Below are 15,641 nucleotides of genomic sequence, written 5' to 3'. Positions count from 1 at the left end.
GGGGCTGACCAATGGGCAAGATCACAGGCTTCCTCGAGTTCGACCGGCAGGAGCAGAAGTACCAGCTCGCCGCCGACCGGGTCCGGCACTTCCGCGAGTTCACGCTCCCGCTCGACGAGCACGACCTGACGAAACAGGCCGCGCGCTGCATGGATTGCGGCATCCCGTTCTGCCACGGGCCGACGGGCTGCCCGGTCCACAACCAGATCCCGGACTGGAACGACCTCGTCTTCCAGTCGGATTGGGAGGAGGCGTCCCGCAACCTCCACTCCACGAACAACTTCCCGGAGTTTACCGGCCGCGTCTGCCCCGCGCCCTGCGAGGAGGCGTGCACGCTCAACCTCGAGAACCAGCCGGTCGCCATCAAGACGATCGAGCAGGCGATCGCCGACCGCGCCTGGAACATGGGCTGGGTGAAGCCCGAGCCGGCGCAGACCCGCACCGGCAAGCGCGTCGCGATCGTGGGCTCCGGACCGGCCGGTATGGCGGCGGCGCAGCAGCTCGCCCGCGTCGGGCACGACGTCCACGTGTTCGAGCGCGAGCCGAAGGCGGGTGGCCTTCTCCGCTACGGCATCCCGGACTTCAAGATGGAGAAGCGCCACATCGACCGGCGCGTGCGCCAGATGGAGGCCGAGGGCGTCGTCTTCCACTACAACCAGAACATCGGTGTGACGAAGTCGGTCGACGAGCTCAAGGCCGAGTTCGACGCCGTGATGTTCTGCGGTGGCGCCGAGGATCCGCGCAACCCGCAGCTTCCCGGCCAGGACCTCGAGGGCGTCCACTACGCGATGCCCTACCTCGTCCAGTCGAACCGGCGCGTGAGCGCCGAGCCGATGCGCGGCAACGGCGAGCAGCCGATCCTGGCCGCCGGCAAGAACGTGGTGGTCATCGGCGGCGGCGACACCGCCTCCGACTGCGTCGGCACCGCGTTCCGCCAGGGGGCCCTGTCGGTGACGCAGCTCGACATCCGCCCGCGCCCGCCGGAGCGGGAGGACAAGCTCACCGTGTGGCCCTACTGGCCGACCAAGATGCGGACCTCGTCCAGCCAGGCGGAGGGCGCGGAGCGCGAGTTCCAGGCCGCGACCCTGCGGCTCGAGGGGAACAAGAAGGGCCAGCTCACCGGCGTGGTCTGCGCCCGCGTCGATGCCAAGCGCCAGCCGATCGCCGGCACCGAGTTCGTGCTGCCGGCCGACCTCGTCTTCATGGCGATCGGCTTCGCGGGCTCGGTCCAGAAGGGTCTGCTGGAGCAGTCCGGGGTCGGCGTCGACAAGCGTGGCAATGTCGAGGCGAACGAGGACGACTACCGCACGTCGGACGCGAAGATCTGGGCCGCCGGCGACATGCGGCGCGGCCAGTCCCTGGTGGTCTGGGCGATCCGCGAGGGCCGTCAGGCGGCGCGCGCCATCGACGAGATGCTGATGGGCGCGAGCGTCCTGCCGCGCTGACGGCCTGCTGAGCGCGCGCGAAGGGCCCGCCCGGCTCAGCCCGGCGGCCAGCGGAAATCGTCGGCTCGGCCGGGCTGCGGCATCGGCGCGTTGCCGCGCAGCAGCGTCCGCTCCACGGTCCCGGAATTGTCCGGATCGCGCGGACGCCCATTCAGCAGCGCGCCGCCGGGCGACACCTCGCTCCGGCTCAACGGTACCACGGGGCCGGCCGCGGGCTTCACCGGGAGCGCCGGCACGCCGGGCGGCTCCGGCAGGCTCGGCAGCATCGCGGTGATCTGACGATCGATCGCTGCGGTATCGGTGGCCGGCGCGGTACCGTCGAGGCTCGGCCCGGGTGTCGCGGGCGGTGCGGTCGGCGCCACGGTCGCGGTCGGCGACGGCTCGGCCGTGCCCGGCACCGCGCCCATCAGCCGCTTCAGCTCGACATCGGCGAAGTGGGCCAGCTTCCGATCGCCCGCCTTGGTGAAATGGACACCGTCCGCGGTACGGAGCTTGGCGATCTGGCCTTCCGGATCCGGGCCCGACGCGGCGTACCGGTCCCGGTCGTCGACGAAGCCCGGCCAGATATCGACGTAGGTCCCGCCGGCCTTGGTAACGGTGTCCCGGACGATGTCGTTCAGGGAAGCGAGGTCCCGGCTCAGGGACTCGCTCTGGACCGGCGGCAGCCCGACCCAGATCAGCGGGATCTTGCGGTCGGTGAAGACTTTCGCCAGCGCCTCCACCCGGGCGCGGTAGAGGGCGCGCCAGCGGTCCGTGAGGGGATCGGCCGTCTCGTCGCCCTCGCGGATCGGCTGCCGATCGTTGGCGCCCAACATCACCAGGGCGTAGCGCACCTTCGCGTTGCTCTGGAGGTAGTCCTGCGCGACCTTCGGCCAGTCGACCACGTCCTTGCGCACCAGACCGCTGTCGCCCTTCGCGCGGTCGATCACGGCGACGTCGGCATTGTCCTCGAACACGTCGTCGAGGCCCTTGGCGAGATGGTCGGCGAGGGAATCGCCAAAGACGGCGATCTGGACGTTCGGCTCGGTCTTGGCGACCGCGGGCTTCGGCGGTGTCGGCGCCCGGGCCGGACGGACCCGCCGCTTCACCGCGGGAGGCGGACGCTGCGCCTCTCCGGTCGCGTAGGGATTGGTTCGCTGGCGCGGGGCCCGGTAGGTGCGCTCCGGCTGCGGCGCCACCGGCTGCGGCCTGTCCTCCCAGGGCCAGTAGAACTGGCGCGGCGCCTCCTGCTGCGGTGCGTAGCGGGGCTGGCGCCCGGACGTCCCGTCGTCGCGGTAATAGGCGTCCCGCGGCCGCCGGCGCGGCGGCGCCTGGTAATAGGTGCCGCCCTGCTGCTGCTGGTAGCTGTCGCCCCACTGCGCGCAGGCCGGACCGCCCCCGAAGGTCGACACCTCCGCGAGCCCCAACAGGACCGAGAGCCCGAGGATGAGGGGGCGTTCCGAAGGACGCCGACGAGCGAGGACCATGCGCATCCCGTACGCTTTACGCCGAACCGGGCCCGTTCGGACCGCGGCCACTATAGGTGGAAGCCGCGCGCGGGTCTAAACCTCTCGCCGGGCTCAGCGTCGCGGCGCTGCCTTCCCGGCCACGCGGGCGAGCAGGGCCGGCGTCGCGTACCCGTCGGCCGGCAATCCGACGCTGATCTGATAGCGCCGCACCGCCTCGCGCAGCTTCGGGCCCGCGCGTCCATCCGTCGGCCCGTCGGAGAAGCCGGAAGCCGCGAGGCCGGTCTGCAGGGCGCGGAGGCCCGGCCCGTCGAGGCGGGCTCCGGCGGGCCACGGCGCGGCCAGCGGCGGACCGCCGGCGAGGCGGTCGGCAAGGTGACCCACTGCCAGCGCGTAGGAATCCGATGTGTTGTAGCCCCGGACCACCTCGAAATTATCGGTGATCAGGAAGACCGGCCCGCCGAGGCCTCCGGGCAGGAACAGGCTGGCGCGCCCGGCCCCCGGCAGCGGCTGCCCGTCGGTGCGGCGAACGCCGCGCTCGGCGAAGCTCGCGAGATCGCCCGCGTAGCGGCTCAGGTCGAACTCCTTCGGCAGGCGCACCTCGTAGCCCCAGGAAAAGGTCGGATTCCAGCCGAGATCCTTGAGATAGGCGGCGATCGAGGCCAGCGAATCCGCCGCGCTGGTCCAGATGTCGCGCCGGCCGTCGCCGTCGAAGTCGACCGCGTGGGCCAGGTAGGTGGAGGGCAGGAATTGCACCTGACCCATCGCGCCAGCCCAGCTGCCGCTCATCCGGTCGGGCGCGATGTCGCCGCGCTGCAGGATCGTGAGGGCGGCGAGGAGCTCGTCGCGGAACAGGCTGCCGCGGTGCCGCGCCTCGGCGAGCGTCGCCAGCGCCCGGACGGTCGGGACGCTGCCCGCACTCGCTCCGAAATCCGACTCGACGCCCCAGAACGCCATCACCACCGGACCCGGAACGCCGTAGCGGGCCTCGATCGCCGTCAGGGTCGACGCGAGGGTGGCGGCGCGGTCGCGACCGCGCGCGATGCGGCCGGCCGAGACCGCGCCGACGAGGTACTCCCAGACAGGCCGGCTGAACTCGCTCTGGCGGCGGGTTCGCGCCAGGATACCGGGATCAGGTCCTGTGATCCCGCGGAACGCCGCGTCGAAGGTCGCGGCGGAGACGCCCCGCGCCGCCGCGTCCGGACGCAGGGCCTCGACGAACGCCCGGAAGGCGTCCTCGGCGCGGGCCGGGCCGGTCGCGAGGCACGCCGCCGCGGCCAGGATCCATCGACGGGAATGCATCCGGTCAGATCCGATTGCGCTTCTCCAGGCGTTCTTCCCAGGCGAGGGCTTGGCCGACGATGGCGTCGAGGTCGTCGTGCCGGGGCTGCCAGCCCAGGCGATCGCGGATGCGCGCCGCCTCGGCGACGATTTGGGCCGGATCGCCGGGCCGGCGCGGGCACAGCCGCACTTCGAAGTCGCGGCCCGAGATCCGCTTCACGACCTCGACGACCTCGAGGACCGAATAACCGCGCCCGTAGCCGCAGTTCAGCGTCAGGCTCTCGCCACCGGAGCGCAGATGGTCGAGGGCGAGGCGATGCGCCTCCGCGAGGTCCGAGACCTGGATGTAGTCGCGCAGGCACGACCCGTCCGGGGTCGGGTAGTCGGTCCCGAAGACGTCGAGCCGGGCGCGCTGGCCGAGCGCTGCCTGCGTGGCCACCTTGATCAGGTGCGTGGCGTTGGGCGTCGACTGGCCGGACCGTCCCTCCGGATCCGCGCCGGCGACGTTGAAGTAGCGCAGGACCACGTAGGAGAAGCCGTGCGCCGCGGCGGCGTCGGCGATCATCCACTCGCTCATCAGCTTCGAGCGGCCGTAGGGATTGATCGGCTTCAGCGGCAGGTCCTCGGGAACCGGCGAGGCCTCGGGCTCACCGTAGACGGCCGCGGTCGAGGAGAAGATGACATTCTTGACGCCGGCACGCACCGACGCCTCGATCAGCGCGCGGGTCTTCACCGTGTTGGCGAGGTAGTAGCCCAGGGGGTCGGCTACGGATTCGGGCACGACGATCTTGGCGGCGAAGTGGGCCAGGGCATCGATGCGGTGCTGCAGGATGGTCTGTGTCACGAGGGCCTGGTCGGCCACGTCGCCGACGACGAGCTTCACACCCTCTGGGACCGCCCAGTCGAAGCCGGTGGAGAGATCGTCGAGGACGACGACCTCCTCATGGCCGGCGTCGAGGAGCGCCAGCACCATGTGGCTGCCGATGTAGCCGGCACCCCCCGTCACCAGAACCGCCATCTCGCCCTCACTGCCGCCATCCCGGCAACTGCTTACGCCTTTGCAGACGGGAAATTTACGCCCCGCCGCCTCATACTAACGATGTACATGCTTGCGACGGCTCGCGTTAAGCTATCTCACTGACCGCACAGCTGACCACGTCGTTCCATCCAGTTCCGGGGTTACCGCTCGATGAAACCGATCCGCAAGGCCGTCCTCCCCGTCGCGGGCCTCGGCACGCGCTTCCTGCCCGCCACGAAGGCGGTCCCGAAGGAGATGCTCACGGTCGTCGACCGGCCAGTGGTGCAGCACGTCGTCGACGAGGCGCGCGCGGCCGGGATCGAGCACTTCATCTTCGTCACCGGCCGCGGCAAAGCGGTGATCGAGGACCATTTCGACATCGCGTTCGAGCTCGACCACACCCTTCAGGAGCGCGGGAAGACGGCCGCCTATGAAGAGCTGAAGAAGGACCTGCCGAAGGCCGGCCAGACCAGCTTTACCCGCCAGCAGGCGCCACTCGGCCTCGGCCACGCGGTGTGGTGCGCCCGCGAGATCGTCGGCGACGAGCCCTTCGCGGTGCTGCTCCCCGACATGCTGAGCCGCGGCTGTATGCAGCAGATGCTGGCCGCCTACGATCGCCACGGCGGCAACATCATCGCCGTCGAGGAGGTGGCGCCCGAGGAGACGCACCAGTACGGCATCGTCAGCGTGGGCGAGACCTACGGCCAGTCCTTCCAGATCACCGGGATGGTCGAGAAGCCCAAGCAGGGCACGGCGCCGTCGAACTTCATCATCTCCGGGCGCTACATCCTCCAGCCCGAGATCTTCGGGATCCTCGAGCACGGCAAGAAGGGCGCGGGCGGCGAGATCCAGCTCACGGACGCCATGATCGACCTGATGGAGAAGCAGGCGTTCTACGGCATGCGCTACGAGGGCCGGACCTACGATACCGGCTCGAAGCTCGGCTTCCTCACGGCGAATCTCGCCTACGCCCTTGAGCGGAACGATCTCGCAGGACCCCTGCGGGCCGAGATCGAGAAGCTGCTCAAGAGCCAGGGCTGAACGGCGCTGCGGGCGCGGATCCGATCACCGCGCCCCGCTAGGCGACACGTGTGACCGCATCGGTTCTCGCTCTCGTCCGAGCTACGCTTGCACGCGGCGACGCGCGGCGGCCAGAGAACGCGCTTCAGGTATGCGCGCAGAGCGGCCGCGGCGGGCGAATTGCGCTTGCTTCTTGTGCGGCGCACTTTAGTTTGTGCGTTGCGAGATCGCGATGGCGTCGCGGTCTCGCTGCCCTTCTTGGGCGTTTCCTCCCTAGACTTCGGGCCGCTCCTTCGGGAGTGGCCTTTTTTCTTTCCGGTATACCGCCGCTCTTCTTCGTGAACGGTCGGGACAGCGCCCCTATTCCGCGGCCATCCGGCGGGGGACGAGATCGTCGAGGTCCTTGGCGACATCGGCGACGACGCCGCGCAGCGCCTCGACCAGTGCCGGGAAGCCCGCCGTCATCGCGAGGCTGGCCTCGTTCATGTAGAGACCCCGGTTCAGCTCGATCTGGAGCGCGTGGCGGTCGAGGTTCGGCTCGCCGTAATGCTCCGTGATGAAGCCGCCGGCGTAGGGCTTGTTGCGGACCACGCGGAAACCCCGGGCCCGGAACGCGGCCTCGAATCCGTCGATCAGGACGGGTGCGCACGCCGTGCCGTAGCGGTCGCCCAGCACCACGTCGGCTTTCATGTCCGGATCGCGGCCGAGGCTCGAGGACGGCATCGAGTGGCAATCGACGAGCATGCAGTGGCCGTGGGTGCGCGCCGTGCGCTGGACCAGTCCGCGCAGCGCGCGATGATACGGCTTGTACAGGCTCTCGATCCGGGCGGTCGCCTCGGCGACCGGCAGGCGCCGGGCGTAGATCTCCTGGCCGTCGGCGACGACCCGGGGCACGGTCCCGAGACCGCCCGCGACGCGCATCGACCGGGTGTTGGCGAAGGGCGGCAGGCGCCCCTCGAACATGCGCGGGTCGAGTTCGTAGGGCTCCCGGTTCACGTCGAGGAAGGCGCGGGGGAAGTTGGCCCGCAGGAGCGGCGCGCCCAGTCCGACGACCGATCCGAACAGGCGGTCGACGTGGGCATCCTCGGAGCGGCGCAGGGTCAGCGCGTCGAGCCGCGAGGCCGCGATGAAGTCGGGGGGGTAGACGGCCCCGGAATGACCGGTATTGAAGACGAAAGGCAGGGTGTGCGCCGCGGGCTCGTCGACCACGAAGGCCGGGGCAAATCCGAAGGCGTCTGGCTGTACCGGTTCGGTTGCAGTCATCGGCTGGTGGACACCCCGGCGGTTGAACGAGGACGGCAGGCGCTCACTGTGGTGTGCGATCGATCGCCTGTCCACTCCGCACCGGCGGCCGACGCAGTCGCCCGGGAGACACGCGGCGGCGGCTGCGCGCTCCATCCTAACACCTTGTTTACCATCGCCTCCCTTTATGGGATCAACTTCTCGACTCGAAGGCTCGGATCCGGCCGATGAAAATCCTGCTGGCGGAAGACGACAACGACATGCGCCGGTTTCTGGCCAAGGCGCTGCAGAACGCGGGCTACGATGTCCTGTCCTTCGACAACGGCCTCTCCGCCTACAACCGGCTGCGCGAGGAGCCGTTCGAGCTGCTGCTGACCGACATCGTGATGCCCGAGATGGACGGCATCGAGCTGGCCCGCCGCGCCACCGAGCTCGATCCCGACATCAAGGTGATGTTCATCACCGGCTTCGCGGCGGTCGCCCTCAACCCGGATTCGAAGGCCCCGAAGGACGCCAAGGTCCTGTCGAAGCCCTTCCACCTCCGCGACCTCGTCAACGAGGTCGAGAAGCTCCTGGCCGCCTGATCCTGCCGGTGCTTCGTCGACGGCGCGCGCGCGTTGCCCTGTGACCACACGGGCATAGGCAAGGCGCGCCCCGCGCTCCTATATGTCCCGAGTTCACGCGCGGGACGACGATCGCGATGCAGCCGGTCACAATCTACACCACGGCTTGGTGTCCTTACTGCTCGGCGGCCAAGAGCCTGCTGAAGGAGAAGGGCGTCGCCTTCCAGGAGATCGACGTCGAGCGCGTGCAGGGCGCCCGGTCCACCATGGTCGAGCGCGCCGGCGGCCGCACCAGCGTTCCCCAGATCTTCGTGGGCGCCACGCATGTCGGCGGCTGCGACGACCTGTACGCCCTCGATCGCGCCGGCAAGCTCGACCCGCTGCTCAAGGACACGGCCGATGCCTGAGCGCCGCTTCACGGCTGCCTGCGTGCAGATGCGGTCGGGGCGCGACCCTGCCGCCAATCGCGACGCGGCCGTGGCGGGCGTGCGCGAGGCGTCGGCGCGGGGCGCGGCCTACGTGCAGACTCCCGAGATGACGTCCCTGGTGGAGCGGAGCCGCGAGCGTCTGTTCGCCCACGTCACCACCGAGGAGCAGGACCCGACCCTGGCGGCGCTCCGCGAGGCCGCGCGTCAGACCGGAACGGTCGTCCAGATCGGCTCGATCGCGGTCAGCGCCGGCGACAAGATCGCCAACCGCGCCTACCTGATCGGCGCCGACGGGGAGATCCTGGCCTCCTACGACAAGCTGCATCTCTTCGACGTCGACCTGCCGAGCGGCGAGCGCTGGCGGGAATCCGCGACCTATTCCGGTGGCGCCCGCGCGGTGCTGGCCGAGACGCCGTGGGCCACGCTCGGCCTGACGATCTGCTACGACATCCGCTTCCCCTCGCTGTACCGCGCCCTCGCCGAGGCGGGCGCGGACGTGCTGACGGCCCCCGCCTGCTTCACCCGGCAGACCGGCGAGGCCCACTGGCACGTCCTGCAACGGGCCCGGGCCATCGAGACCGGCGCCTTCGTGATCTCGGCGGCGCAGGGCGGTCGGCACGAGGACGGGCGCGAGACCTACGGCCACTCGCTGATCGTCGATCCCTGGGGCCGGGTCCTGGCCGATGCCGGCGGGGACGAGCCGGGGATCATCCTGGCGGAGATCGACCTCGCGCAGGTCGCGGAGGCCCGGGCCCGCATTCCCTCGCTGCAGCACGGCCGGCCCTTCACCGTCGAGCGCGTCGGTCCGCGGACTCGCGCCGCGCAGTAGTCACCACAGCAAGCAACAGAATGATCCGGTACAGTCTCGTCTGCGATGCCGGGCACGGCTTCGAGAGCTGGTTCCCGTCCTCCGATTCCTACGACACGCAGGTCACGCGCGGCCTCGTGACGTGCCCGGTCTGCGACAGCGCCAAGGTCAGCAAGGCACTGATGGTGCCAAGCGTCGCCCGCACGGATCGGGAGCGCGCGCCGCCGCCGATCCCGAAGGCGGAGGCGCCGGTGACCATGATCGCCGAGCCGGAACGTCAGATGCGGGCGATGCTGCGCGCGCTCCGGGAGCACGTCGTGGCGAATGCCGAGCATGTCGGGGCGCGCTTCCCCGAGGAGGCGCGCAAGATCCACTACGGCGAGGCGGAAGGGCGTTCGATCTACGGTGAGGCGAGCCCCGCGGAGGCGCGGGCCCTGATCGACGAGGGCATCGAGGTGGCGGCGATTCCGATCCTGCCCGACGACCGGAACTGATCGGCCTCGCCGGTCCGCGCGCGTCAGGGACGCAGCGCGGCGGTCCCCGCGAAGGAGGCCAGCACGGCCGAGATCGCGGCGCTCCAGCCGGCGAGCGACACGCCCAGCACCCGGAGCGCGGCCACCGAGCAGTCGACCACCTTCGTGGTCTGCAGGCTGTTGAGGAAGTCGCCGACCTGGCCCGGATTGGCGCCGGTGCCGCCGCCGCAATCGGCGGGTCCCGGCCAGAAGCCCCATTCCGCGCCGGCGTGGTAGACCCCGATCCCGGCCCCGTAGAGCAGGCCGAGGGCCGCGAGCCCGAGGGCGATCCGCGCCAAGCGCTCCGGCAGGAACAGGGCCAGCAGGCCCAGCGGCACGGCGGCGTAGTAGGGCAGCCGCTCGGTCAGGCAGAGCTTGCACGGCGCGTAGCCGTATCCGTACTGGAGGACTAGCGCGGCCCCGACGGTGAGGGCGGAGGCGATCGCGAGCCAGAGGCCAGCGGTCTTGAGGCGCAGGGCAGCCGCCGTGTTCATCGCTACAGGATCACCTTGAAGAGCAGGAAGCCGAGGACGATGACGGCGACGGAGATCGCCGCGACCGCGTTCAGGTGCCGGTCGAGCACGCCGCGAATCTGGACACCGTAGCGGCCGAGCAATCCGGCGAGAATGAAGAAGCGGGCTCCGCGGGTCACGATCGACAGGATCGTGAACCAGAACAGGCTGTAATGCGCGAAACCCGACGTGATCGTCACGAGCTTGTAGGGGATCGGCGTGAGCCCCTTCAGCAGGATCACCCAGTGGCCGTAGCGCGCGTAGGAGTCCTGGAAGGTGGCGGCCGAGTTCTGCAAGCCGTAGAGGCGGATGAGCCACTCACCGACGGAGTCGAACAGCAGGGCTCCGATGGCGTAGCCGACCAGACCGCCGAGGACCGAGGCGACCGTCGTGATCGCGGCGTAGAACCAGACCCGATCCGGCCGGGCGACCGCCATCGGGACGAGCATCACGTCCGGTGGAACCGGAAAGAAGGAGCTTTCGGCGAAGGCCACAGCACCGAGCGCGTAGGGCGCGGATGGCCGGTCACTGAGGGCCAGGATCCACGCGTAGAGCCGGCGGAGCATTCAAGGTCCCGGATTATGAGATCGGCCGCCCTTTGAGCATAGGCGCCCCGCCTTGGCCAGATCGCCGACCGACGCAAAACAACACTTGGCCGGAGCCGCCGACCTATGCGAAGAGCGCTGGCACGCGGGTATGGCGGAATTGGTAGACGCGGGCGACTCAAAATCGCCAGCCGCAAGGCGTGGGGGTTCGATTCCCTCTACCCGCACCACGGCGCCACCCATCGCCGCGGGACTTCGCCGGACAGCCGGACCGTATCCGCGCCGCGAACACAGGTCCCGTCCATGACGAGCGCGATTCCGTCGCTCTGACGCCGCGTGGCTCGGCCCCTATCTTCGCCCTCACGCGGCGGCGGGGCCGGTCGTTCAGACGGGGCAGGGGCGTGAACGAGCACGGAATTGTCGCGGTCCTCGGAGCCGGCATGGCAGGCGCGGCCGCCGCGCGCCGGCTGGCCGAGGCGGGCCTCCGCGTCCGGGTCTTCGACAAGGGGCGCGGGGTCGGGGGACGCATGGCGACCCGGCGGGTCGGTGAGATGCAGTTCGACCACGGCGCGCAATTCATGCGCGCGCGCGGGCCCGCCTTCGCGGCCGAGCTCGGCCGGTGGACGCGGCTGGGCATCGTCGCGCCCTGGGCCGGCTCCGACCGCCATGTCGGCGTGCCGGGCATGACGGAGCCCGTCCGCGCCCTGCTCTCGGACCTTCCGGTATCGAGCGCGACGACCGTCGTGCGGCTTCGACGGCAGGGAGCTCGCTGGCACCTCGAGGACGCGGCCGGCACCGTGCACGGCCCGTTCGACGCCGTCGCGATCACCTTCCCGGCCCCTCAGGTCACGACGCTGCTCGAGGCATCGGGCGTCGCGTTGCCCGGTGTCCGGCGCGCCACCTATGCGCCGTGCTGGTCGCTCATGGTGACGACGGAGACGCGACCGCGGGATGTCCTCGTCCAGCCTCGGACCGATCCGATCGGCCTGATCGCGCACGATTCCGCGAAGCCCGGGAGGCCTGCCGGCTCGCGGCTCACGGTGCACGCGACGCCCGCCTGGTCCCGCGGACATCTCGAGGCCCCGCGCGAGGCGGTCATTGCCGCGCTTCTCGGAGCGGCCGAGGACGTCCTCGGCGCCACGCTCCGGCCGTCCCACGCGGAGGCACATCGCTGGCGCTACGCCCAGGTCGAGACCGCCCTGGAGCAACCCTGCCTGTACGATCCGGACCTGCGTCTCGGGGCAGGCGGGGATTGGTGCCTCGGCGCCCGGATCGAGGCGGCCTACGACAGCGGTCAGGCACTGGCCCGGTGCCTCCTGGCTGATCTGGGCCGGCCCGCGTGATCCCGCCGATTGCCTTCCATCCGGCCTACGAGGCGCCGCTCCCGTCAGGCCACCGGTTCCCGATGCGCAAGTACGGCCTGCTCGCCGAGACCTTGGTCGCCAAGGGTCTGGCGCCCCTAGGCTTCGTCACGCCGGAGCCCGCCAGTGCCGAGATCCTGCTACGCGCCCACGATCCGGCCTACGTGGACGCGGTGCTCGCCTGCGATGTCGGCCGGGGCATCGAGCGGGCGATCGGCTTGCCGGTCGACGCCGCCCTTGTCCGCCGCTCCCGCGCCTCGGTGGGCGGCACCCTCTTGGCCGGCCGCCTCGCCCTCGCGGAAGGCCTCGCGGGCAGCGCCGCCGGCGGCAGCCACCACGCGCGGCGCCGGCAGGGCGCCGGTTTCTGCGTGCTGAACGATGTCGCGGTGGCGGCCCGCACCCTCCAGGCCGAAGGTCTGGTCCGGCGCGTCCTCGTGGTCGACCTCGACGTGCATCAGGGCGACGGGACCGCGGACTGCCTCGCCCTCAGTCCCGACCTGTTCACGCTCTCGATCCATTGCGAGAACAACTACCCGGCCCAGAAGATCGCCGGCGACCTCGACATCGGCCTGCCCGACCGGCTCGACGACGCCGCCTATCTCGATGTCCTGCGCGCCCGCCTGCCGCCGCTCCTCGACGCGTTCGCGCCGGATCTCGTCTTCTATAACGCGGGCGTCGATCCCCATCGGGACGACCGTCTCGGCCGTCTCTGCCTCACCGATGACGGACTGCTCGCCCGCGATCGCTACGTCGTGGCGCAGGCCCGCGCCCGTGGGATCGCGCTCGCCGCGGTGATTGGCGGCGGGTACACGCACGATGTCGAGGCCCTGGCGCGCCGTCACGCCCTGGTCTTCGAGGCGCTGGCCGCCGAGGCGGCCGCGGGATCGACGCTCGCGTGAGATGCTGCGCGGGAAATCTGCGCGAGTTCTCGGGGTGAGACCGGATTGCATCACGCGACGGTCGATATGCAGTCCTCGGGTTCACGGGAAAGGTTTTGGGAAGGGCTCCGGTCGAGGATGCGGGGCAGGCGGATTGATGAGGCGGATCCGCTGCTCGCACTCGATGACGCCGTTGGAGATCGACCATGCTCGCGCGGGTCTGGGACGTGGTGAAGGCGACGCTGGCGGTGTCGGCCCTGATCGCCGCCGCCCTCGTCTCGGCGGACAAGCTCGATCGCCAGAGATCACAACCGGTCGTCGGCGCGGCTCTGGTCGAGCCTGCGACGACCGGTGCGATCGCACCGGCGATACGTCCGTGACGTCAGCGGCCTTTCGCTCCGCGGCCGCGAACCTGCGTCAGATTGAAACAAGCACGACGGGATATCTTTTCCGGCCTCGGCGTTCTCGCCGGACGCCGAGGCTTGGCCGCTCGCGGCCCCGATCCGCTCAGGAGACATCCTTGATGAAGTCCGCCACTTTCGCCCTCCTCGCGGTCCTGGTCGGCACGGCGCCCGCGCTCGCGGAGACCGGCGCGGACCGGGCCGCCTGCACGCCGGACGTGATGCGCCTGTGCGCTGCCCAGATCCCGAACGCGGGGGCGATCACACTCTGCCTCCGCGAGAAGCGGGTGTCGCTGAGCGGCGCGTGCCGGACGGTGGTCGACCGATCCGACCGGCCGGCCCGCGAGATCGCGAACCGCCGATAGCGCGACACCCCGCCAGCCTGCGACCCGCGGTCGGGCCTCGCCGGTGAAGTGGCCGACCGCGACGACGCGGCGGCGATCGCGCTGTGAACCGGTCGCAAAGGCGCGGTCAGGCCGCCTGCGGAGGCGCGCATCGCGCGAAGGTCAGAGGGCGCGGCTGACACGCTCTGCCGTGTCTGCTCGGCCCGACCGGACGGCCCGCCGTCGGTGTCTTCAGGCCGAGCGCTCGAACGCCGCCACGTAGGCCGCGGCGTCGCGGGCGACGTCGGCCGCCGCCTTCCCGGGCCGGTAAAGATTGGACCCGAGACCGAATCCATCGGCGCCCGCCTGCCGCCAGCCCGCGATGGTCTCGGGCAAGACTCCGCCGACGGCCAGAACCCGCGTGTCCGGCGGAAGGACCGCGCGATGCGCCCGGAGCGCCAGGGGCGTCGCGACATCCGCCGGGAACAGCTTCAGCGCAGTTGCTCCCGCCGCCAGGCACGCGAAAGCCTCCGTGGGCGTCTGATAGCCCGGAAGGGAGACAAGGCCCGCCGCGACGGTGGCGCCGATGACGACCGGATCGCCGTTTGGCGATACCACGAGGGTTCCGCCAGCAGCGGCGACCTCGCCGACCTGAGTCGGCGTCAGGACCGTGCCGGCCCCGACCAGCGCCCGCCCGGCGAGGCGCTCGGCGAGCGTCGCGATGCTCCGGAGCGGGTCCGGCGAGTTGAGGGGCACCTCGACGAGGGTGAACCCGGCTCCGACCAGCGCCTCCCCCACGGCGAGTGCCTCGTCCGGCGTGAGCCCCCGCAGGATGGCGACGAGGGGGCAGGCCGCGAAGGCCGCCTCGAACCGGTCGAGGATGGTCATGCCCGCAGACTCCAGATGGCGTGGATACCGGCCGTGGTTGAACCGTCCGGCACGATCACCGGATCCCCGCCCGCTTCGGTGATGGCGGCGGCGTAGAGTGCCCCGAGGCGGCCGCCGCCGAGGAGATGGACCGGGCGCCGCCGGAGGTCGTCCCGGGTGCCGATATCGGCGCCGATCAGGATCCCGCTGGCATGGGCCGCCGCGTCCTCCGGGGCGAGCCGGTCGAGCAGGAGGCCGGAGCGAACCTCGAACAGGGTGGCGGCGAGGTTGCGGGACGCGAGGCCGCGCCGGACACCCGCGCGGAAGGGGGCCCCATCCCCGATCGCGCCGTCGAGCGTCCCGGCCAGGATCCCGTGTGCCCGCAGGAGGGCGAAGAATTCCCCGGTCATCACGGTGGTGAAGTCCGTGATGGCCCCGTCGAAGGTCTCGATCCACTTGTTGTGCGTACCGGGCTGGCAGAACAGGGCCGTCGCCGGCACCACGCCCGCTCCGATCGCCCCGAAGACTTGGATCTCCTCGCCCCGCATCACGTCGGGGCGACCACCGCCCCGCAGAGCGACGCCGGGGACGATCCGGACGCCCGGGGCGGGCTCGAGGCAGGCTTCGGCCAGGGCGGTGAGGGTGGCCGGCGCGGCCACGTAGGGCGCCGCCTGCCAGCCCCGGTTGGAGCCGATCATGCCGACGGCGACGATGAGGTCAGCGCCCAGTCGCGCGCGCAGGGCCGCGATCTCCGCCGGATAGGCGTCGGGCGACAGGGCGAGGACGCCACGCTCGTCGTGCAGGCTGTCGAGAATGACGCCCGCTTCCGAGACGGCGAAGGCCCGCCGGTTCGTCGTGCCCCAGTCGACGGCGATGTAGGCCGGGCGATCGCCCATGCCGAAACCTCTCAGAAAAGCCACTCGACGAATTGTCTGAGTTAAGTGCGGCGCGCGGCGCGGTCAAGTTCAGTCCGGCGGCCGTCGTGACACGGA

General features: G+C 70.9%; 18 protein-coding genes and 1 tRNA gene. 11 read left to right on the top strand and 8 right to left on the bottom strand.

Going from position 1 to position 15,641, the window contains the following annotated elements:
- Positions 1–11: 11 nt before the first annotated feature.
- Positions 12–1,445: a glutamate synthase subunit beta gene (locus tag C4T42_RS03630; RefSeq protein ID WP_020091416.1), complete on the top strand. Its 1,434-nt coding sequence runs from the start codon at positions 12–14 to the stop codon at positions 1,443–1,445.
- Positions 1,446–1,480: 35 nt separating this feature from the next.
- Here C4T42_RS03630 and C4T42_RS03625 read toward each other — a convergent pair whose 3' ends face one another.
- The 3 genes from C4T42_RS03625 to galE all read right to left on the bottom strand — a co-directional run bounded on the left by C4T42_RS03625 (position 1,481) and on the right by galE (position 5,189).
- Complete coding sequence (locus C4T42_RS03625) at positions 1,481–2,917, bottom strand: SGNH family hydrolase (protein ID WP_026604665.1); 1,437 nt, start codon at positions 2,915–2,917, stop codon at positions 1,481–1,483.
- A gap of 87 nt (positions 2,918–3,004) precedes the next feature.
- Positions 3,005–4,192 carry a lytic murein transglycosylase gene (locus C4T42_RS03620; RefSeq protein WP_103984718.1) on the bottom strand — a complete coding sequence of 396 codons (1,188 nt, stop codon included), beginning with the start codon at positions 4,190–4,192 and terminating at the stop codon, positions 3,005–3,007.
- A 4-nt stretch (positions 4,193–4,196) separates the two neighbouring features.
- Positions 4,197–5,189 carry a UDP-glucose 4-epimerase GalE gene (galE, locus tag C4T42_RS03615; protein WP_020091419.1) on the bottom strand — a complete coding sequence of 331 codons (993 nt, stop codon included), beginning with the start codon at positions 5,187–5,189 and terminating at the stop codon, positions 4,197–4,199.
- Between the two features lie 171 nt (positions 5,190–5,360).
- Between galE and galU the strand changes: the two genes are divergently transcribed.
- Positions 5,361–6,230, top strand: coding sequence for a UTP--glucose-1-phosphate uridylyltransferase GalU (gene galU, locus C4T42_RS03610; protein WP_020091420.1), 870 nt, complete (start codon positions 5,361–5,363; stop codon positions 6,228–6,230).
- Between the two features lie 339 nt (positions 6,231–6,569).
- Here galU and C4T42_RS03605 read toward each other — a convergent pair whose 3' ends face one another.
- Entirely contained in the window at positions 6,570–7,472 is a 903-nt protein-coding gene (locus tag C4T42_RS03605) for an N-formylglutamate amidohydrolase (protein ID WP_026604666.1), read from the bottom strand.
- A gap of 206 nt (positions 7,473–7,678) precedes the next feature.
- Here C4T42_RS03605 and C4T42_RS03600 point away from each other — a divergent pair, with 206 nt between their 5' ends.
- The 4 genes from C4T42_RS03600 (at position 7,679) to C4T42_RS03585 (ending at position 9,744) form a co-directional block, all read left to right on the top strand.
- Complete coding sequence (locus C4T42_RS03600) at positions 7,679–8,035, top strand: response regulator (protein ID WP_003603128.1); 357 nt, start codon at positions 7,679–7,681, stop codon at positions 8,033–8,035.
- 116 nt (positions 8,036–8,151) lie between these two features.
- Positions 8,152–8,421 (top strand): glutaredoxin 3, encoded by a 270-nt coding sequence (grxC, locus tag C4T42_RS03595; RefSeq protein WP_020091422.1) that lies wholly within the window; start codon positions 8,152–8,154, stop codon positions 8,419–8,421.
- Positions 8,414–9,271 carry a carbon-nitrogen hydrolase family protein gene (locus C4T42_RS03590; protein ID WP_103984717.1) on the top strand — a complete coding sequence of 286 codons (858 nt, stop codon included), beginning with the start codon at positions 8,414–8,416 and terminating at the stop codon, positions 9,269–9,271. Before grxC ends, C4T42_RS03590 begins: the two co-directional genes overlap by 8 nt.
- A gap of 20 nt (positions 9,272–9,291) precedes the next feature.
- Positions 9,292–9,744, top strand: a complete 453-nt coding sequence (locus C4T42_RS03585) for a DUF1178 family protein (RefSeq protein WP_020091424.1) — start codon at positions 9,292–9,294, stop codon at positions 9,742–9,744.
- A 23-nt stretch (positions 9,745–9,767) separates the two neighbouring features.
- Here C4T42_RS03585 and C4T42_RS03580 read toward each other — a convergent pair whose 3' ends face one another.
- Together C4T42_RS03580 and C4T42_RS03575 are read right to left on the bottom strand one after the other, a co-directional pair.
- A complete protein-coding gene (locus C4T42_RS03580; RefSeq protein WP_020091425.1) occupies positions 9,768–10,256 on the bottom strand; it encodes a disulfide bond formation protein B in 489 nt (162 codons plus the stop codon).
- 2 nt (positions 10,257–10,258) lie between these two features.
- Positions 10,259–10,840, bottom strand: coding sequence for a YqaA family protein (locus tag C4T42_RS03575; protein ID WP_020091426.1), 582 nt, complete (start codon positions 10,838–10,840; stop codon positions 10,259–10,261).
- 124 nt (positions 10,841–10,964) lie between these two features.
- Here C4T42_RS03575 and C4T42_RS03570 point away from each other — a divergent pair.
- From C4T42_RS03570 to C4T42_RS03555, 5 genes are all read left to right on the top strand, one after another.
- Positions 10,965–11,049 (top strand) — tRNA-Leu (locus tag C4T42_RS03570).
- A 171-nt stretch (positions 11,050–11,220) separates the two neighbouring features.
- Entirely contained in the window at positions 11,221–12,162 is a 942-nt protein-coding gene (locus tag C4T42_RS03565) for an NAD(P)-binding protein (RefSeq protein WP_103984716.1), read from the top strand.
- Positions 12,162–13,079 carry a histone deacetylase gene (locus tag C4T42_RS03560; RefSeq protein ID WP_026604668.1) on the top strand — a complete coding sequence of 306 codons (918 nt, stop codon included), beginning with the start codon at positions 12,162–12,164 and terminating at the stop codon, positions 13,077–13,079. Before C4T42_RS03565 ends, C4T42_RS03560 begins: the two co-directional genes overlap by 1 nt.
- A gap of 185 nt (positions 13,080–13,264) precedes the next feature.
- Positions 13,265–13,438: a hypothetical protein gene (locus C4T42_RS31855; RefSeq protein WP_020091429.1), complete on the top strand. Its 174-nt coding sequence runs from the start codon at positions 13,265–13,267 to the stop codon at positions 13,436–13,438.
- Between the two features lie 143 nt (positions 13,439–13,581).
- Complete coding sequence (locus C4T42_RS03555; protein WP_020091430.1) at positions 13,582–13,824, top strand: hypothetical protein; 243 nt, start codon at positions 13,582–13,584, stop codon at positions 13,822–13,824.
- A 210-nt stretch (positions 13,825–14,034) separates the two neighbouring features.
- Here C4T42_RS03555 and C4T42_RS03550 read toward each other — a convergent pair whose 3' ends face one another.
- Both C4T42_RS03550 and C4T42_RS03545 read right to left on the bottom strand, forming a co-directional pair.
- Entirely contained in the window at positions 14,035–14,670 is a 636-nt protein-coding gene (locus tag C4T42_RS03550) for a 2-dehydro-3-deoxy-6-phosphogalactonate aldolase (protein ID WP_020091431.1), read from the bottom strand.
- Positions 14,667–15,545 carry a 2-dehydro-3-deoxygalactonokinase gene (locus C4T42_RS03545; protein ID WP_020091432.1) on the bottom strand — a complete coding sequence of 293 codons (879 nt, stop codon included), beginning with the start codon at positions 15,543–15,545 and terminating at the stop codon, positions 14,667–14,669. Before C4T42_RS03545 ends, C4T42_RS03550 begins: the two co-directional genes overlap by 4 nt.
- Positions 15,546–15,641 lie beyond the last annotated feature (96 nt).

The sequence above is a fragment of the Methylobacterium sp. 190mf genome, assembly GCF_900107945.1.
GTDB lineage: Bacteria > Pseudomonadota > Alphaproteobacteria > Rhizobiales > Beijerinckiaceae > Methylobacterium.
Note: the sequence above shows the minus strand (reverse complement) of the source record. Positions and strands in the feature narration are given on the sequence as shown.

Excerpts from the sequence above, each read along its gene's own strand:
- C4T42_RS03630 (WP_020091416.1), top strand. The coding sequence starts at position 12 with ATGGGCAAGATCACAGGCTTCCTCGAGTTCGACCGGCAGGAGCAGAAG.
- C4T42_RS03625 (WP_026604665.1), bottom strand. The coding sequence starts at position 2,917 with ATGCGCATGGTCCTCGCTCGTCGGCGTCCTTCGGAACGCCCCCTCATC.
- C4T42_RS03620 (WP_103984718.1), bottom strand. The coding sequence starts at position 4,192 with ATGCATTCCCGTCGATGGATCCTGGCCGCGGCGGCGTGCCTCGCGACC.
- galE (WP_020091419.1), bottom strand. The coding sequence starts at position 5,189 with ATGGCGGTTCTGGTGACGGGGGGTGCCGGCTACATCGGCAGCCACATG.
- galU (WP_020091420.1), top strand. The coding sequence starts at position 5,361 with ATGAAACCGATCCGCAAGGCCGTCCTCCCCGTCGCGGGCCTCGGCACG.
- C4T42_RS03605 (WP_026604666.1), bottom strand. The coding sequence starts at position 7,472 with ATGACTGCAACCGAACCGGTACAGCCAGACGCCTTCGGATTTGCCCCG.
- C4T42_RS03600 (WP_003603128.1), top strand. The coding sequence starts at position 7,679 with ATGAAAATCCTGCTGGCGGAAGACGACAACGACATGCGCCGGTTTCTG.
- grxC (WP_020091422.1), top strand. The coding sequence starts at position 8,152 with ATGCAGCCGGTCACAATCTACACCACGGCTTGGTGTCCTTACTGCTCG.
- C4T42_RS03590 (WP_103984717.1), top strand. The coding sequence starts at position 8,414 with ATGCCTGAGCGCCGCTTCACGGCTGCCTGCGTGCAGATGCGGTCGGGG.
- C4T42_RS03585 (WP_020091424.1), top strand. The coding sequence starts at position 9,292 with ATGATCCGGTACAGTCTCGTCTGCGATGCCGGGCACGGCTTCGAGAGC.
- C4T42_RS03580 (WP_020091425.1), bottom strand. The coding sequence starts at position 10,256 with ATGAACACGGCGGCTGCCCTGCGCCTCAAGACCGCTGGCCTCTGGCTC.
- C4T42_RS03575 (WP_020091426.1), bottom strand. The coding sequence starts at position 10,840 with ATGCTCCGCCGGCTCTACGCGTGGATCCTGGCCCTCAGTGACCGGCCA.
- C4T42_RS31855 (WP_020091429.1), top strand. The coding sequence starts at position 13,265 with ATGCTCGCGCGGGTCTGGGACGTGGTGAAGGCGACGCTGGCGGTGTCG.
- C4T42_RS03555 (WP_020091430.1), top strand. The coding sequence starts at position 13,582 with ATGAAGTCCGCCACTTTCGCCCTCCTCGCGGTCCTGGTCGGCACGGCG.
- C4T42_RS03550 (WP_020091431.1), bottom strand. The coding sequence starts at position 14,670 with ATGACCATCCTCGACCGGTTCGAGGCGGCCTTCGCGGCCTGCCCCCTC.
- C4T42_RS03545 (WP_020091432.1), bottom strand. The coding sequence starts at position 15,545 with ATGGGCGATCGCCCGGCCTACATCGCCGTCGACTGGGGCACGACGAAC.